This window comes from Hymenobacter sedentarius, assembly GCF_001507645.1.
Taxonomy (GTDB): Bacteria; Bacteroidota; Bacteroidia; order Cytophagales; family Hymenobacteraceae; genus Hymenobacter; species Hymenobacter sedentarius.
On record NZ_CP013909.1, the window covers coordinates 2,574,429 to 2,591,065 of the forward strand.

At 63.2% G+C, this 16,637-nt stretch carries 12 protein-coding genes; 1 reads left to right on the plus strand and 11 read right to left on the minus strand.

The window, feature by feature from the left end:
- Window positions 1–27: 27 nt before the first annotated feature.
- Window positions 28–3,828, plus strand: a complete 3,801-nt coding sequence (locus AUC43_RS10585; RefSeq protein WP_157781033.1) for a hypothetical protein — start codon at window positions 28–30, stop codon at window positions 3,826–3,828.
- Window positions 3,829–3,849: 21 nt separating this feature from the next.
- Here AUC43_RS10585 and AUC43_RS10590 read toward each other — a convergent pair whose 3' ends face one another.
- The 11 genes from AUC43_RS10590 to AUC43_RS10640 all read right to left on the minus strand — a co-directional run bounded on the left by AUC43_RS10590 (window position 3,850) and on the right by AUC43_RS10640 (window position 16,519).
- A complete protein-coding gene (locus tag AUC43_RS10590) occupies window positions 3,850–4,779 on the minus strand; it encodes a hypothetical protein (protein WP_068192897.1) in 930 nt (309 codons plus the stop codon).
- Between the two features lie 199 nt (window positions 4,780–4,978).
- On the minus strand, window positions 4,979–5,593 hold the full coding sequence (locus tag AUC43_RS10595; protein WP_068192900.1) for a 3'-5' exonuclease: 615 nt from the start codon (window positions 5,591–5,593) through the stop codon (window positions 4,979–4,981).
- Window positions 5,594–5,643: 50 nt separating this feature from the next.
- On the minus strand, window positions 5,644–7,104 hold the full coding sequence (locus AUC43_RS10600; protein WP_068192902.1) for a hypothetical protein: 1,461 nt from the start codon (window positions 7,102–7,104) through the stop codon (window positions 5,644–5,646).
- Window positions 7,105–7,151: 47 nt separating this feature from the next.
- Window positions 7,152–9,200: a beta-N-acetylhexosaminidase gene (locus AUC43_RS10605; RefSeq protein WP_071885876.1), complete on the minus strand. Its 2,049-nt coding sequence runs from the start codon at window positions 9,198–9,200 to the stop codon at window positions 7,152–7,154.
- Window positions 9,197–10,546 (minus strand): DUF58 domain-containing protein, encoded by a 1,350-nt coding sequence (locus tag AUC43_RS10610; protein ID WP_068192910.1) that lies wholly within the window; start codon window positions 10,544–10,546, stop codon window positions 9,197–9,199. Before AUC43_RS10610 ends, AUC43_RS10605 begins: the two co-directional genes overlap by 4 nt.
- A 115-nt stretch (window positions 10,547–10,661) precedes the next feature.
- Entirely contained in the window at window positions 10,662–11,702 is a 1,041-nt protein-coding gene (locus AUC43_RS10615; RefSeq protein WP_082685036.1) for an AAA family ATPase, read from the minus strand.
- A 4-nt stretch (window positions 11,703–11,706) separates the two neighbouring features.
- A complete protein-coding gene (locus AUC43_RS10620) occupies window positions 11,707–11,970 on the minus strand; it encodes a hypothetical protein (protein WP_068192913.1) in 264 nt (87 codons plus the stop codon).
- 146 nt (window positions 11,971–12,116) lie between these two features.
- Window positions 12,117–13,499, minus strand: coding sequence for a DUF4350 domain-containing protein (locus tag AUC43_RS10625; protein WP_068192916.1), 1,383 nt, complete (start codon window positions 13,497–13,499; stop codon window positions 12,117–12,119).
- Window positions 13,499–14,176, minus strand: a complete 678-nt coding sequence (locus tag AUC43_RS10630) for a DUF4129 domain-containing protein (protein WP_157781034.1) — start codon at window positions 14,174–14,176, stop codon at window positions 13,499–13,501. The genes AUC43_RS10625 and AUC43_RS10630 overlap by 1 nt, the downstream gene beginning before the upstream one ends.
- A gap of 377 nt (window positions 14,177–14,553) precedes the next feature.
- Window positions 14,554–15,531, minus strand: coding sequence for a hypothetical protein (locus AUC43_RS10635; RefSeq protein ID WP_068192922.1), 978 nt, complete (start codon window positions 15,529–15,531; stop codon window positions 14,554–14,556).
- A 28-nt stretch (window positions 15,532–15,559) separates the two neighbouring features.
- Window positions 15,560–16,519 (minus strand): stage II sporulation protein M, encoded by a 960-nt coding sequence (locus AUC43_RS10640; protein WP_068192925.1) that lies wholly within the window; start codon window positions 16,517–16,519, stop codon window positions 15,560–15,562.
- Window positions 16,520–16,637 lie beyond the last annotated feature (118 nt).

The following is a 16,637-nucleotide window of genomic DNA, read 5'->3' on the forward strand; positions in this document are numbered from 1 at the left end:
TTACCTGCCAACCCCGACCTTTACTGCATGACCCGCCGTTTACGCTTGTGCTTCCCCTTTGCGGGCCTGCTCGTGGCGGTGCTGTTATTGTTGAGCAACGGGGCCGAGGCGCAGGTGCGGCCTGTTACGTCCGGCGAGGCCCCACCGCCCAGCACCCGCCGCTGCCGCTACGTGGCGCTCGCGCCGGGCCGCGACACCACCAGCTTTTCCCTTCCGGATACGCTCACGGTGGTGCCGTCTTCGGTGGTGGCAGGCGGCCGGGCAGTGGCGTACGACGCCCGCAGCGACCAGTACCGCTGGATTCGACCGGCGCCCCGCGACAGCAGCGGCGCGCCGCTGTCCGACTCGCTGCTGGTTTGCTACCGGGTGCTGCCGCTGCGCCTCTCGGCGGCCCGCTTCCGCCGGCCCCTCAGCATGATGGACACGCTGAGCTTTCGGCGGGAGGCCATGCGGTTTGAAGATTTCTCGGTGAAAGAGCAGATTCTGAGCACGCCGGGCATCAACAAAACCGGCAACCTGGCCCGCGGCATCAGCTTTGGCAACACCCAAAACGTCTTCGTCAATTCGGCCCTCAACCTGCAGCTGGAAGGCAAGCTGGCCGAAAACATCAACCTCACGGCCGCAATCAGCGACCAGAACGTGCCGTTCCAGCCCGAGGGCAACACCCAGCAGCTGCAGCAGTTCGACAAAATCTACATCGCCCTCACCAACCCCAACTGGAACCTGACGGCCGGCGACGTGGTGCTGCGCAACAAGCCCGACTACTTCCTGCGCTACTACAAAAACATTCAGGGCGCGGCGGCCGAGGCCAATTTCGGGCCGCCCATTGTGGGGCTAGCCGGGCTGGGCGCCGCGCCGGGCGTAGCCAATGCGGTGTACCTGAACGGACAGGCCGGGCAGGTGCCCAGTGGCCAGCTCAACGGCCCCTCGCCGGAGACGCTCAACCCGCCGGCCATCAGCCAGCCCCAGCTCACTGACCCCAACCGCCAGGAGCCGAGTGGGGCCGGCGCGCCGCTGCCACTCGGCGACCGGGCGCCTGCCACGGGCGCTACGGTTAGCAGCTCGGGGGTGCGCAAGGGGCTGGTGTGGCAGTCGTCCACTTCGGCGGCGGGCGGCGTAGCCAAGGGCAAATTCGCGAGCACCGACGTGCCGCCCATCGAAAACGTGCAGGGCCCGTACCGGCTCAACGGGCCCAACGGCGAGCAGTTCATCATCGTGCTGGCCAACTCGGAGCGGGTGTACCTCGACGGCCGCCTGCAAACCCGGGGCTTCGACGCCGACTATACCATCGATTACAACCTGGCTGAAGTCACGTTTACGCCGCGCCACCTCATCACCCGCAACTCGCGGATTAAGATTGATTTCGAGTATTCGGACCTCAACTATTCCCGCTCCCTGCTGGCCGCCAGCCACTACCAGCAAGTGGGCCGCCTGAGCATGCGCGGCAATTTCTACCAGGAAGCCGACAACCCCAACAACGCGCCCAACCTCAGCCTGACCGACTCTTCCCGGGCCCAACTGCAGCGGGCCGGCAACGTGGCCTTCGCCGTGACGCCGGGGGGCGAGCCGGTGGCCTACACCCGCACGCAGGTGCTCTACCGCCGCGACACGGCCACTGGCCGGTACCGGCGCGCCGTGGGGGCCGATACGCTGGGCACGGTGTATTCGGTGCGCTTCACCGACGTGGGGCAAGGCAACGGCGACTACCGCCTCACCACCACCGACGTGAGCGCCAACGGCCGCGTGTACGAATTCGCGGGGGCGGGCCAGGGCCGCTACCAGCCGGTGCGCCGCATTCCCACGCCGCTGCTCAAGCAGATGGTGTCCGGCGGCATCAGCTACCGGGTCGACAGCAGCACGACGGTGTTTTTCGACGCCGCCCACTCGCGCCTCGACCGCAACCGCTTCTCTTCCGAAAGCGACCAGGACGGGGCCATGCGCATGGGCTACGTGGTGCAAGACCGTCAGCTGCCCGCTGCCCTGGCCGGGGGCCTGCTCCGCAATTACCGGCTGCGCTCTACCCTCGACTACGAGTACACCGGCAAGCATTTCTCGCCGATAGACCGCTACCGCGACATCGAGTTTGACCGCAACTGGAGCGCCACCAATACCCTGCAAAGCACCGCCAACGGCCGAACCGCCCGCGAAGACAATATCTTCAACTTCAGCGTGGGCGTGGCCAAGGACGTGAACAACAACGTGAATTACCGGCTCAGTCGGCGCTTCCGGCCGGGCGAGGTGAGCGGGCTGCAGCACTGGCTGGACGCGGCCCAGAAAGTGGGCAACTTGGAGCTGCGCGGCACCCTGTTTGTGCTCAACTCGGATGCCGGCCGCTTCCATTCCGACTGGGCGCGGGGCGAGGCCACGGGCCGCTTCGTGGGCAGCAAAATAGTGCCCGGCTACGCCTACCGCTTCGATAAAAACCGCGTCAGCTCCGCCTTCACCGATACCATTCGCTCGGCCAACTACTTCGACGAGCACAACGTGTTTATCCAGAGCCGCGACTCGGCCCGCACTCAGTTTCGCCTCGACTACAGCTACCGCCGCGACCAAACCCCCAACCGCGAGCAAACGGCCCTGCAGCAGCGCGGCACTGCCCAAACCTGGCAGGGCACGCTGGCCTCGCGCCTGGGCAAAACGCAGGACCTGCGCGTGCTGGCCACCTACCGCGACTTGGATTCGCTGGGCCTGGCCCGCAACCGCACGGTGCTGGGGCAGGTGTTTTACAACGCCAGCCTGCTGCAAAACCAGATTCGCTCGGAGTTGAGCTACAGCGTGGCCACCGGCCGGGAGCTCAAGCGCGACTTCTCCTATCTGGCCGTGCCCGCCGGCCAGGGCACGCACTACTACGGCGGCGATGCCAATGGCAACGGCCAGCAGGAAAAGGATGAGTTTTTTGAAGCCCAAACGCCGGATGCGCAGTACCGCACCTACATCAAGGTGTATTTGCCCACTTCGGACTACATCACCGCCTTCACCAACCGGCTCAGCTACCGACTCACCACGGCGGCGCCGCGCGGCTGGCGCGAAGCCGGCGGCTGGCGCGGCATGCTGGCGCGCTTTGCCACGCTCAGCAGCGTCACCGTCGACCGCCGCACCACCGACCCCTCGCTGCTCTCGCGCCTCAGCCCCTTCAGCTACGACAAGGAGGATGCCCAACTGCTGGCCTTCAACCAACTGATGCGCAACACGCTCTACTTCAACCGGTCCAATCCCATTTTTGGGGCCGAGCTCACCGTGCAGCAAACCCAGCAAAAAACGCTGCTCGCCCAGGGCTTCGACCGCCGCAACCTGAGCACCCAGAGCCTGCTGGTGCGCCGCACGCTGGCCACCTCGTTCACGGGCCGCCTCACCGGCACCCGCGACATTCGCGAAGCCACCAGCGACTACCTGCTCAGCCGCAACTACCGCCTGCTGATTTTCACTGTTCAGCCCGAAATCAGCTACCAGCCCACGCCCGCGCTGCGCCTCACCGGCACCTACCTGCACACCCAAAAGCAGAACACCCTGGCCGGCAAAGACGCGGAGCTGCACCCCGGCATCTTCGACGAGCTGGGCCTGGAAACCCGCCTGAGCCAGGTAAACAAGCGCACCATCACGGCCGCCACCCGCTACACCCGCGTGCAGTTCGACGGCACCAATCCCAATTCGGTGGTAGCCGTCGAAATCCTCAACGCCCTGCGGCCCGGCAGCAACTTCACGTGGAACCTGAACGTGGAGCAGCGCCTAAGCAACGGCCTGAATATCACCGTGGCCTACGATGGCCGCAAAGCCAACGGCCTGCGAACTGTGCATACCGGCCGCATGCAGGTAGCCGTGCTGTTCTAGGCCCGGCCGCGCGGCGCAGCCCTAGCGCCGCTCCAGCGTGAACAGCAGCCGGCCCCGCACCAATTCGGGCAGGGTGTAGTCGTCTTCGGTGCCGGCCACGAGCCGCGGCTCCACCATGAAGGCGGCGTACAGCAGCAGCGTGTTGGCCCGGCGGCTATAGCCCAGGAGCCGGCGGTGCGTGGTTTGCGGGTCGAGCACAAGGTGGTCAATCTCGGTGCCGGGCCCGCCGCTGAAGTCTGTATTGACGGTGTAGCTCCGGAACCCTTTGAGGCCTTTTACGCGCCCGTTGGCTTCAAACTGCATGCTCACCGGCCGCCCCAGGGAATCTACGCCGGTGTAGTTGCCGGCCAGCAGCAGCTGGTTGACGGCCAGATTGGCCGCGCCCAGCGTGCCGAGCCGGGCCCCCGCCACGCGCCGAAAAGCAGTGCGGGCCAAGACCTTCCGGCTGTTGCTGTAGGTGGTGAGCTCCAGGGTGGTGTCGCGGGTCGCGACGCGGTAGCTGAGCTCGGCAAAGCTGCCCGGGGCATCGTAGTCGCGGAAGTTGGTGGGCAGGGCACTGGCTTGCTGGCCGGGCCGAAAGTAAATCGTCAGGTTGCCGCCTTCGTGGTTGCCCAGGCCCACGTCGGCCACGAGGCTATCGGCGTTTCGCATGGCCGGGTTGATATGGATTTCGGAAACCTCGCCCGCCGCATCGGCCGCCTTGAGCGGCGACTTGGTCTTCTGCACCGCGGCCAGGTAGGCCGTCGAAACCCAGGCGCCCTTCAGGATGGGGCCGAAGCGCTGCGCTAAAATATCGGCCTGGGTGGCGGTGGGCGTGAGGCCGGCCTCCTGCAAAGGCTTTTTGGCAGTGCCGCTGGTAGACTGCTCGTCGGTTTTAGAGGACTGGCAGGCATTCCAGAGGGGCAGCGCAAGCAGCAGGCTGACCCAGTAGGCAAGGCGCGGGCGCTTCATAGGGATAGAAGTTAAAAGGTCAGAAAGCCAACGCAACTCATGGCCGGAATCTTATGCCGGCGGTGCGCTCGCCACAGAAATACAGCCGTCATTTCTGGCTCAATTAAGGCCTGGAAAATCAGTGCTGTATACGTTAGCTGCCGGGGTTCGGCGATGGTGGCGCTGCTGGGCCGGGGGCTGGCGCCGCGCGCCGGAGCTGCTACCGAGCCGTGGAGAAAGCCGGTTTGGCCGCCCGTTTGGCCAAGCCGGCCGTCAGTTCCCGCTGCTTGAAGCACAGCGGCAGGTAAGCTCCCGAGCGGAAGGCATGCACCGTGATTTCGGCGCAGGCGCGGGCGTCGGAAAGAGCATCGTGGTGGTTGAGCGGAATGCCAAAATGCGCCGCCACGTGGTCGAGCTTGTGGCGCTCGAGCTGCGGCCACACCACTTTGCTCAGCTTCACCGAGCACAGGCAGTGGAAGGCGGGGATGGGCAGGTCGTAGTCGCGCAGGGTATGCTCGAGCACGCTCACGTCGAAGGCCGAATTGTGGGCCACTACGGGCTGGCGGTGCAAGTAGGGCAGCAGCTCGTGCCACACGTCGGCCAGGGTGGGGGCGTCGTGTAAATCGGTTTCGGCAATGCCGTGCACCTGGTAGTTGCGCCAGTCGACGCGCAACTCGCGGGGTCGCAGCAGCGTTTGGTAGGTCTCCACAATCTGGCCGTTGCGCACCCGCACCACGCCCACAGCGCAGGCGCTGGCGCGGCGCTCGTTGGCGGTTTCAAAGTCGATGGCCGTAAAGTTGAGGCCCGCCAGGGCGTGGGTAATTTCTGCTTGCATATTGCCGCAAGTTAATCACCCGGGCAGCTTTCGGCTGGGGCCGCCGGCGTTTATTCCTTGGCTAAAACTGCCGGCGCCGTGGGGCTGCAGCACACATCCGGCACCTCGAAATAGCGCTCCATCACGCCGTTAATGTTGCCTTCGCAGCCTTGCGTCAGGTCAATATCAAACTCAATAAAAGTGCTGAACTGCCGCAGCGGAATGAGCACGTGCCCGTAGGGCAGGCGCAGCGGCGGCAGTGCCACGGCCGGCTGCCGGGCCCGCTGAGCAGCCCGCAGCATGCCAAACCGGGCCTGCATTTGGGCATCAAACGAGGCGGCGCTGGTGAGCAACTCCCGCCAGGCCTCGGGCACGTGCCCCAAGCCAAACAAGCCCGCCAGCAGCAGCACGAGCAAGCCGCCGTGCCGAAAAACCCGCGGCAGCCGCACAGTAGCATCGGGCAGCTGCTGAGCCACGGCCCAGGCCAGGGCGGCCACCGAAATCAGCATCACCAGCAAGATTTCATTTTGTGCCCGCATCAGCGGCGCGCCCACAATGAGGTAGCGAAAGAGCAGGAAGCCCATGCCATTCAAAACCGCAAAGGCCAACAGCGCAGCCCACCACTGCTGGCGCGACAGCCGCCAGGAAACGGCCCCCGACGCCCGGTGCCGGTAGCCCAGCCACAGGCCCGCCAGCGCGGCGGCCACCAGGCTGGGGCCTATCATGGGGCTCACGATGAAAAGCCCAGTCGAATACAAGGTGCGGGGGCCCAGCACCAGCCAGCGGTAGGCATGCAGCGGGTCGGCCGGGGCCATCGCGACGGCGCGCACCCAGTTGCCGGGCGCTACCACGGCCACGGCCGCCGACAGGCCACCTACTGCCAGCCACAGCCACAGTTTGGGGCGGCTGGCCGCGGGCAGCGCGTAGGCCAGCAGGACCAGCACCGGCACGGCTTGCACCAGCGTTAGCTCGTTGCCCACTAGGGCCAGAACCAGCGGCACGCAAGCCAGCAGGGCCGTGCGCCATTGGCCGGAAGCAGGTCCCCAGCCCACTCGCAAGGCCAGAGCGGTAAAATTGAGCAAGCCAATAAGCGGAATCTGGTAAGCCACGGCCCCGCAGAACCAGTACAGAAAAGAGAAAGGCGCGGGCGCTGCGTTGCAAAACAAAGCCAGCAGCAGCCCCGCTGCCCAAAAAGCTGAGCTCCAGGAGAACGAAACCCGTAGCGCAGTAAGCAGCAGGGCGCGCAGGAAATGCGCGATGCTGGCCCACTGCGCCACAAACAGCACAGCCGCCACCAGTTTTACGCCCCCCAGCCAGCCGTAGCTCACAGGGTTGAGCACGGTCATGAAAATCGTGGAAGTGAAGCGGCCAGTCCAGGTCTGGAACAGCCAGCTTTGCACGCCCCACATGCCGTGAGCCCGGGCCCAGTAGGCATTGCGGAAATCATCAAAGAAAGGCTGGGTAAACGCCGTGAGCAGCAGAAACGGCGCCAGCGCCAGCAGCAAGCTCAGCCGCAGCAAGAGCAGGCGCAAGGGCGGAATTTTAGTCAAAGCAGGAGCTTGATACATCGGGCCGAAACTCAGACGCCGGCCAGCCGGCGCGCCGCTTTCACAATGGCCAGCTCGGCCTGGCCTGCGGGCGCCTGGGCGGCATCAAGCGTGGTGCGGGCGGTGGCCAGCCACGCTGCCGAGGGCGCCTGGCCGGCTTGCAGCTGGGTGAGCCGCTCGAGCAGTAGTTTGGCGACGGCTGCGAGCCGCGTCGACAGCGGGCCGTATTCGCGCAGCGCCGGGTTGAGCACCAGCATCATTTGCAGGCGGGTGTCGTTGGTTTGCCAAAGCAGCAGCTGGGCCCGCAGCGCCGCCAGCTGTCGTACCGAAACTGAGGGCCGGGGTGGGGCCGCGTTGCGCATCAGCATGCTATCTACCAGCACGCCAAAGCGCCGTGCCACTTCCGATTCGGCCGGAGCAGCGTCTACCAGGCGGTTTAGGGGCGTTTGGGGCGTGTAAATCATGCCCTGAAAATGGCGCTTGTATTCCTTTACCGGTTCCAGCACCTCGGCCAGCGTGCGCAGCGGGCCCACGTTGGAATAGCCCGCCATGCGGAGGAGCAGCTGTTCGGGGGCGCGGCGGTGGCGCAGGCCCAGGGCATCGAGCTCCAGCGATACCAGGTTGAGCCGACGGTACATGTCGGCCACGTCCTGGGTGGCGGCCTGGGGCGACCACAGCCGCTCGGCCACGGCCGCGGCGCGCGGCCAAATGCGCGAATCCACAATCACCGAATCGGCGAATTCGTCCCACATGGCTGCTTCGCCCCCCAGCACCAGCTTCTGTTGCGCCGGCGTGAGGGTGCTGTTGGCCGGCAGCGGGTCGGGGAGGTAGTGCGAGGCGGCGCTGTAGTTGAGGTCGAGGTAGTAGCCTTCCGAGAGCAGCGCGGGGTGGCCTTGCTTCACGGCATCTTCGAGCCACTTTTTCCCGCGCCAGCTCTGGATTACAATTTCCTTGGGCAGGTCGGGACCCAGGATTTCATCCCAGCCCACCATGATTTTGCCGTGTTTCTGGAGCATGGCCAGCACGCGGCGGTTGAAGTAGGTTTGGAGCTGGTGCTTGTCCACGGTTTTGCCGTCGGCTTTCACCATGCCGTGCTCGCGCATAAACGCTGAGATGCGCGGGCTGCGCCGCCAGTACCGCCCGTCGTTCTCGTCGCCGCCCACGTGGAAATACGGGTCCGGAAACAGCGCCGTCATCTCCGTAAACAGCGAATCGAGCAGCGTATAAGTGGTTTCCCGGGTGGGGTCGATGGCAATGTTGGACGTGCGGAAGCTGCGGTACACGCCGTAAGTGGAGTCGTTGGAGGCCAGCCGCGGGTAAGATGCAATCCAGCTGGTGGCGTGGCTGGGCACGTCGAACTCGGGCAGCACCCGAATGCCCCGGGCGGCGGCGTAGGCCAGCACGTCTTTCACCTCTTCTTGCGTGTAGTAGCCGTCGGCGCCGCCCACTTGGTGCAGGCGCGGCAGCACCTTGCTCTCCACCCGGAAGCCCTGGTCATCAGTTAAGTGCCAGTGCAGCACGTTGAGCTTCACGGCCGCCATGCCGTCGATGTTGCGCTTAATCACGGGCACCGGCAGGAAGTGCCGCGCCGCATCCATGAGCAGGCCGCGCCAGGCAAACCGCGGCTGGTCCTGAATGTCGACCTCGGGCAGGTAGCGCTGCCGCTTTTCGGTAACGGGCAGCTGCTCCAGCGTGGCCAGGGCCCGCAGCACGCCCAAGCTGGTGGGCGCGTCGATGCTCACGCCCACGGGCGTCACGCGCAGGCTGTAGCGCTCCTCGTCAAACTTCTCGGGCAGGCCGGTGCGGCCGTAGCGTATCTGCAGCACCGGCCCGGTGGCCGGCTGGGCGGGGCCCTGCAGGCGGGTGAGCAGGCGGCGGGCGGCGGCGGCCACGGCTGGGTCGGCCGTGGGGCTGAGCTGCAACTTAAGGGGTGTTTTCAGGTTCAGGCGGCCCTTGCCCCAGTGCATTTCGGCGGGCGCGGGCATCAGGTGGTGCGGCGCCTGCGCTTGAGCTGGATTGTAGCTCAAGATGCTCAGCAGCAGTCCTAAAAAACCGGCGTACGCCAGTGTCAGTCTCCTCATATCAATCCCCGGGCTTTGAATTCCAGGTATTTGTTGATGGTGTTTACGGTTAAATCCTGGGGCGCAGTCAATAGCGAATGAATACCGTAGCGCTGCAGCTCCAGCACAATCTGCCGCTTTTCCTGGGCAAATTTTTCGGCAATGGTCTGGTTGTATACGTCTTCGGTGGTGTCGGCTGGGGCGTCGAGGTAGGCCCGCAGCTCGGTGTTTTCAAAAAAGATTACCAGCAGCAGGTGGTTTTTGGCCAGGCGGCGCAGGTAGGGCAGCTGCCGCTGCATGCCGTGCAGTGTCTCAAAGTTGGTGAACAAAATCAGTAAGCTCCGCTGCTTGATGCGGGCCCGCACCGTGGCGTAGAGCAGCTCGAAGTCGGTTTCGAGGTACTTGGTTTTTTGTCGGTACAGGATTTCGAGCAGCTTGAGCAGGTGGCCAGGGCGGCGGTCGGCCGCCAGGGTGGCCCCGGGCTGGTTGGAGAAGGTGAGCAGGCCAGCCTTGTCGTGCTTGAGCAAGGCAATGTTGCTAACCACCAGCGTGGCGTTGATGGCGTAGTCGAGCAGGCTCAGGCCGTCGAAGGGCATGCGCATCACGCGGCCTTTGTCGATGAGGCAGTACACTTGCTGGGCGCGCTCGTCCTGGAAGTGGTTCACCACCAGCTCGTCGGTGGCGCCGGTGCCGGCCCGTCGGGCCGTGGCCTTCCAGTTGATGCTGCGCGGGTCGTCGCCGGGCACGTAGGGCCGCACCTGCTCAAATTCCAGGCTGTGCCCCACGCGCCGGATGCGCTTCACACCCACCTCGGTGAGGCGGTTGTGGATGGCGAGCAGCTCGTATTGCCGCATTTGCAGAAATGACGGGTACACCGGCACTTTCCGGCCCTGGTCGTAGCGAAACCGTCGCCGCACCAGCCCCAGCGGCGAGGCCGCGTAGATATTCACCGCCCCGAAGTGGTATTCGCCCCGCTTAGTGGGCCGCAATTGGTAGTTGATTATCTGGGTTTCGCCGGCGCCTATACGCGCCTGAAACAGCACATCGCGCCGCTGAAACTGATGCGGAATCTCATCGATGGTTTCGGTGGAAATGGGAAACCGGTAGTGGTTTTCGAGGTAAATCTGAATGTCGTTTTCGGAACCGTTGGCTAGCTTGTCGCCCATCACGCGGCGGGCAAACACCGGCGCGGTCTTGTTGCGGCCCGGCGCGTAGAGTAGCAGCACATCGAGCAGCGTCAGCAGCACCAGCAGGCCCAGGGCAATGCGCATGGGCCCCAGCAGCCAGGGCAGAAAAAACGCCACCACTAAGCCCACCACCAGGCCCGCGATTAGAATGAAAAACCTCTTGGTCAGGAATACGGACATGTCGCGCGACGTTTCGCGAAGTTTAAAAGGGAAGTCTCGCGAAGTCTAAAAGGCCTACCAACATCGACCATCGACTTGGCGAGACTTTATTTCAAACTTGGCTACAATTTGCGCGCTAGCGGGGTACCTCGATTTGCTGCATAATCTGCTTCACCACGTCATCGGGCGTGCTGCCTTCCATCTCGCGTTCGGGGGTTAGCATGATGCGGTGGCGCAGCACGCTAGGTGCTAGAAACTGCACGTCTTCGGGCGTCACAAAGTCGCGGCCGCGCAGGGCGGCCAGGGCTTTGGCGCCGTTGAGCAAGGCCAGTGAGGCACGGGGCGACGCACCCAGGTACAGCGATTTGTGGGCGCGCGTTTGGCCCACCAGCTTGGCGATATACTCCAGAATGTTGGGCTCGACGCGCTGCTGCCGTATCTGCTGGCGCAGGGCGTGCAAGTCTGCGGCTGAAAGGATGGGCTGCACGGCTTCCAGATTGGTGCTGCCCAGGCCGGCGTGGTGGCCGCTGAGAATCTGCACTTCCTCGGCTAGGGTGGGGTAGCCCACGTGCAGCTTAAACAGAAAGCGGTCGAGCTGGGCTTCGGGCAGGCGATAGGTGCCTTCCTGCTCCACGGGGTTTTGGGTGGCCAGCACCAGGAAGGGCTCGGCCATGGGGTAGGAGGTGCCGTCCTGGGTCACGGTGCGCTCCTCCATCACCTCAAACAGGGCCGATTGCGTTTTGGCGGGCGCGCGGTTGATTTCGTCAATCAGCACCACGCTGGCGAAAATGGGGCCGGGCCGAAACTCAAAGTCGGACTTGTTCTGCCGGTAAACCGAGGTGCCCAGCACGTCCGAGGGCATCAAATCGGGTGTGAACTGGATGCGGCTGAACGGTACTTCCAGCGTGCGAGCCAGCAGCTTCGCCATGAGGGTCTTGGCTACGCCGGGCACGCCTTCCAGCAGCACGTGGCCATCGGCCAGCACGGCGGTGAGCAGCAGCTCCAGGAGTTCGGTTTGGCCCACGATGATTTTGCCGATTTCCTGCCGAATAGCGTCGGTTTGGGCCGTGAGGCGGGCAAAGTCGGTGCGCGGTGCGAAGGTCGCTTCGGGGGCGGCGGGTGTTTCTAGCGCGTCGATGACTGGAGTGGGGGAGAAGTCCGGGGTTTCGTTTTCCATGGAGCTATAAAGTGCTGGCGTAGCCAATAAACGTCTGGGCGGTTTCCTCGTCGGCGCAGGCGGCAAGAAGCAGCTGATGAATTTTTTGAGCGTATTCTTTCGAGACTAAATTTCTGGAGACGAGCACCAAGTCCTGCAGCAACGACACATATTTGCCCCAGTTGAGGTCGGCTAGCAGCGCTTTCTCGCGGGCTGAGGCGGCTCGTGCGAAAAGGTCATCGTCCCAGTTGCAGTTTATCAGGACCATCAGCTTTTCAACGGTGAGCATGCGACGGAAGGCAGTGGGGAAAGGAAAAAAGCAAATCGGAAAGGTGAAAGAAGCTTAAAAATTGGCCTGGAGTAGGCTTCAGGTGGCTTTACTGGAATAATACAATTTGCTAAAAAGGGTCATTCTACGTTCAGTGCAATATTGAGCTAACGGTTGGCTTCGCGGCGAAAATCACTTAATGCTTTGCTCAATACCAGTAGTTGGTGGTCGGTCATGCGGGGCGCGGTGCGGGCAAAATTGACGAGTCTAAGCAACTCGTCTACCCGGGGGCGGGGCACTCCAGCCTTCTGGCTTAGCCGCTCGCGGAAGTCGGGGTCGCCAAAATCGGGGCTGGTTTCCTGGAAGCGAGTGCGCAGGTAGTCCAGAAACAGCCCAACTTTTTTCTCGGCAATGAGGGCATGGCTGCTGCCCTGGCGGTAGAGGCCGGCCACGGTGCGCGTGAAGAGCAATGTGGTATTGGGCAGCGGCTTCAGCGTCGGGATGATGCGCTGGCGGCGCCGGGCTGCCACCAGCACAAAGAGCAAGGCGCCCACAAGCGTGAGGTAATAAGCCTGGCGCAGAGCATCGTGGGCAAACACCACACGCAGCAGCGACTGCTCGCTGGCGGGCCCTTGCTTCTGATACTCATCCCACCAGGTGCGGCGGGCCGGCAGGTACGCCAGCGCCGCTGCCGCAAAAGCCGCCGAGCGCGGCCGCAGCAGGTAGTAGTTGGTAAAAGCCAGGGGCGCGCTGCAGAGGTAAAAATGGCCGCGGCCGTAATTGAGCCGAATAAATACTGCCCGGCCTTGCGCATCCGTGGCCAGGGTGCGCCCCACTCGGCCCGAATCAACCACAAAGTGCTGCGCCCAGGCGCCGGGCAGGCGAATTTGGGCGTGCCGCAAGGCCGGGTTGGTGAAGCGCAGGTCGATGGAATCGGCCACGGGCAAGCCGGCCGAGCCCTTACGGGTAGGCAGCAGGGTTTCGACGGCAGAAAAGCCCAGCGTATCGCGAAGAAAGGGGGCCTGTTCGCTAAAGTCTTCGGCGGCAATAAACACGTCGTTGCCCAGGGAGGCAAAAGCCAGCAAGGCCCGCGTATCCGCCCTGTCGATTCTAAACTCCTGGCTTATAAAAAGGTAATTGGCCTTTGCCTTCTTGACAGGTGCCAAGGCTACCCATTTGCTATTAGAATGAAGGGCACTAGTATCGTCTTTTGGTATAGGTTGGGCTGCAACCGATTCAGTGGATGAAGATGCGTTGTGCTCACCTTGAGTCACCGTCGCTGAATCTGCAGAAGCGTCTATTGGACCGGGCTCGTCGGTTCCGGTGAGCTGATTGTACACAGGCAGGCGCACGGCCTCGATGGAGTCGGTGCCGAGCAAGCGGGGGAGCTGGTCGTAGAGCACGAAGGCGCCGTAAGGAATCTTGTCCTTGTTGGTGTAGGTCGGCGTCCAGTTCAGGGGCTTGGGCCGGTTGTATTCCAGCACCACATAGCCCACAAACAGCAGCACAATGCCCAACAGATACAGCCGAAAGGTGGTGAGCTGGCGCATCAGGCAGGCAAGATATTAGGAGAAACAACGGCTGGGGGAGCGGTGGCCGCCCGGGTGCCCAGCAACGCCGTTACGGCCCGCTGGCCTGCCCGGGCCTGCTGGTAGAGGGCGGCATTCAGGCGCAGCTCGCCGTACCACACGTACTCAAACTGCCGGGTAGCGCCACGAAAAGCCTCACGCAGGGGGCCTGCGGCCAGCTCCGCCAGGTAGGCGTGGTTGGTTTTGTCGGCTTGCCACTGGATGAGGCCCCGGTCGGTGAGGTGCTTCAATACTTCCAGGTAGCCCAGGCGCGTGGCCAGGCGGAAGTTGCCGGCTTCCTCGGCTTCGGCAATGCGAGTGGTGAAGTCTACTTCGTGAATGTTTTCGGTGGCGGTATCGTAGGCCAGCAGCCCGCGCCGAGCCGAGCGGCCAAAGGCCGCCGTAATGTCTACTTGCAGCAGCTTAAGCACCGCGTAGGCGAGCACCGCGAGCAGCGCCGCATAAAAGCCGTACTTCCAGGCTTGGCTCCAGCTACTCCAGGTGCCGGAGGACGACGGCTTGCCCAGCAGCCGGCTCAACCAGCGCCACACCCGCGCCCAGAAGGCGTCCCAGGCATCGGTGCTGGCGTCGGGCTCCACGTAGCGAAACTCGCGTTGGGCTCTTAGCTCGCGCAGGCGAGTCGTATTGAGTTGCCGCACGGGCAGGGCTGTACTGCGGTCTGGGGGTAGGGGCTGGCGGTGACTGGTGGCAGAAGGAACTGCTGGCTGAGGGCTGGCCGTAGCGGGCAAGGCCGCAGCCAGGCAAAGCGCCAACACCGACCGCCGGACCAGATGGTCCCGTTTGCTTAAGTTATTTAGAATAGCCCCGAATCTGCGCACGCTGTGAGAGTATCTGAAAATCTGGTTGGATTTTGGAGCTAGTGCTTGGCAGCTTGCGCCTTTCTGGCTCAACTACTCAGTCGTCTGTCATTCTGAGCGGAGCGAAGTATCTTCTCACGTTCGAACGATTGCTGCAGCCGTGAGAAGGCCCTTCGCTCCGCTCAGGATGACAGACGTTTGGTTTATTGTATCAAGCGTTAGTACTCGCCTTCATCATCGGGCCGGTAGGTGCTGTTGCTCACGTGGGGCGCCGGCGTTTGGCCCAATGAATCCACGAGCTGGCGCAGGCCGATGCCGTCTTTGCGCTCCACAAGGTTGAAGTACTGAAACAGCATGGCCACCAAGGGCAGCACGGCCGTGAAAATCCAGCCCAAGGCGTAGATGCTCGTAGCGGCTACACTCAGAATTCCGGAGTCGAAGCCGGGCAGCTTGAGCATCGTGCGGGCCACCATCAGGCCGTAGAAAGGTATCATGAACAGGTAGTTCACGATGCCAGTAATAAAAGACATTATCATGTACAGGCCCAGCGAGGACCACCATTTGCCCTTTATCAGGTAAAACGAGCGGCGCAGCGACGCCAGTATACCCTCGTCTTCCAGCCAGATAATGGGGGAATACAGTGTGAGACACACCACCACCCAGAAGGCAGGAAACACAATGAGGAACATAAAGCCCGGTCCTATCAAGGCCAAGCCGCCCATGAGCACGCCCATGCCCGCCAGCATCAGCAGGCTCAGCACCAGCCAAGCGGCTACCACACGCCCCAGCCGCTTCCACACAAACGCCCACACCTGAGCGGGCTGCACCACTTCCTGCGGCGGTGTGCTAATGCGCACCCGCACAAAGGCATATACCGTGCTCGAAAGCAAGAGAAATGCAGCCAGAAAACCCACTGTAGCCATTCCCATGCCCAGGAAAGACGAGTTGCCGAGCATGCTAATGCGCCCTCCATGCCCCGAGCGCCCGGTAATCGGTATCATGCTTAGCATGTTGCTCAAAAACAGCCCCATGCCGATGCCTGCCAGTAGCGCGCCCGGCAGCACGAAATACAGCAGGCACTTAAACAGTGGCCTAAATTGGGCCATCACAAACTCGAACGTGGCCCCGACTTTGGCTCCAAAATCACGCTCCCGCCGAAAATCGGCTTCGCGGGTGTAAGTAAGCTTTGCTTGCATATCAAAAGGCAGAAAAAAAGAAGCAGGGTTAAGCAACCGCTTTGGCCTCCAGCCGGCGCACCAGCCGAATGGGGTACACAATAAAATACCAACCAATGAAGGCCGCTGAGCTGCCGATAATGGCCAGGCTGGCGGCCACAGGCATCTCGGTGTGGCGCGTCACGAAGCCTTCCAGAAAGCCGGCCACCACAAAAATGGGCACCAGCCCAATGGCCAGTTTCAGGCCATCGCGCGCCGAGTGGCGAAAGGCTTCGGCCCGGCCGTAGGTGCCCGGAAACAACAGGCCCCGCGCCATCACAAAGCCCGCAGCGCCCGCCACTATCACGGCCGAGATTTCCAGCGTGCCGTGAATCCAGATGGTGAGCACCGAGGCGCGCAGCACGTGGTAGTGGTAGAAAAAGTACTGGAAAGAGCCCAGCATCAGCCCGGTGCGAAACAGCTGCACCAGCGTGCCCACGCCCAGGGTCACGCCCTGTACGAAGATGTTGAGCGCCACGTAGATGTTATTGGCCGTGATGCCCAGAAACATCAGCGTTTCGCCCTGCTGCTTGTACACGGCCATGGGGTCGCCCTTGCGGATGTTTTCGATGGTCTGGTTTACGTAGGTGTCGCCCATTATCACCCGCACAAAAGTGTCGTCGTAAGCCGCCGACAGGGCCCCCAGAAACGTGAAGACCGCGAAGAGTAGGGCCGTGACCGCCAGCGTGCGGTGGTGCCGCGCCACCACCAGCGGCAGCTCCACGGCCCAAAACCGGGCAAAGCGCCCGCTGCTCTCGCGCTTATTGGCATAGAGGCGCTGGTGCAGCTTGCTGGTAAGGGCGTTGAGGTAGGCGGTGGTAGGCGAGGTGGGGTAAAACGTTTGGGCGTAGGCCAGGTCGTCGGTGAGGGCCACGAAGCGGGCGGCCAGCTCGTCGGGGCCGGCCGGGGGCTGCCGCTCGTACTGCTGCCAGCGCTCCTGGTTCTGACGCAAAAAAACGGCTTCTCGCATTGCTTGAATTTGAAGGGCTTAAAGATAGCAAGTGGCTGCCAGCGGGCCGCATTCAGCGGCGCCTTGCTTATTAAGCTGCGCTTGGGCTTATCTTTGGGCCATGCCCGCACTCTTGGCC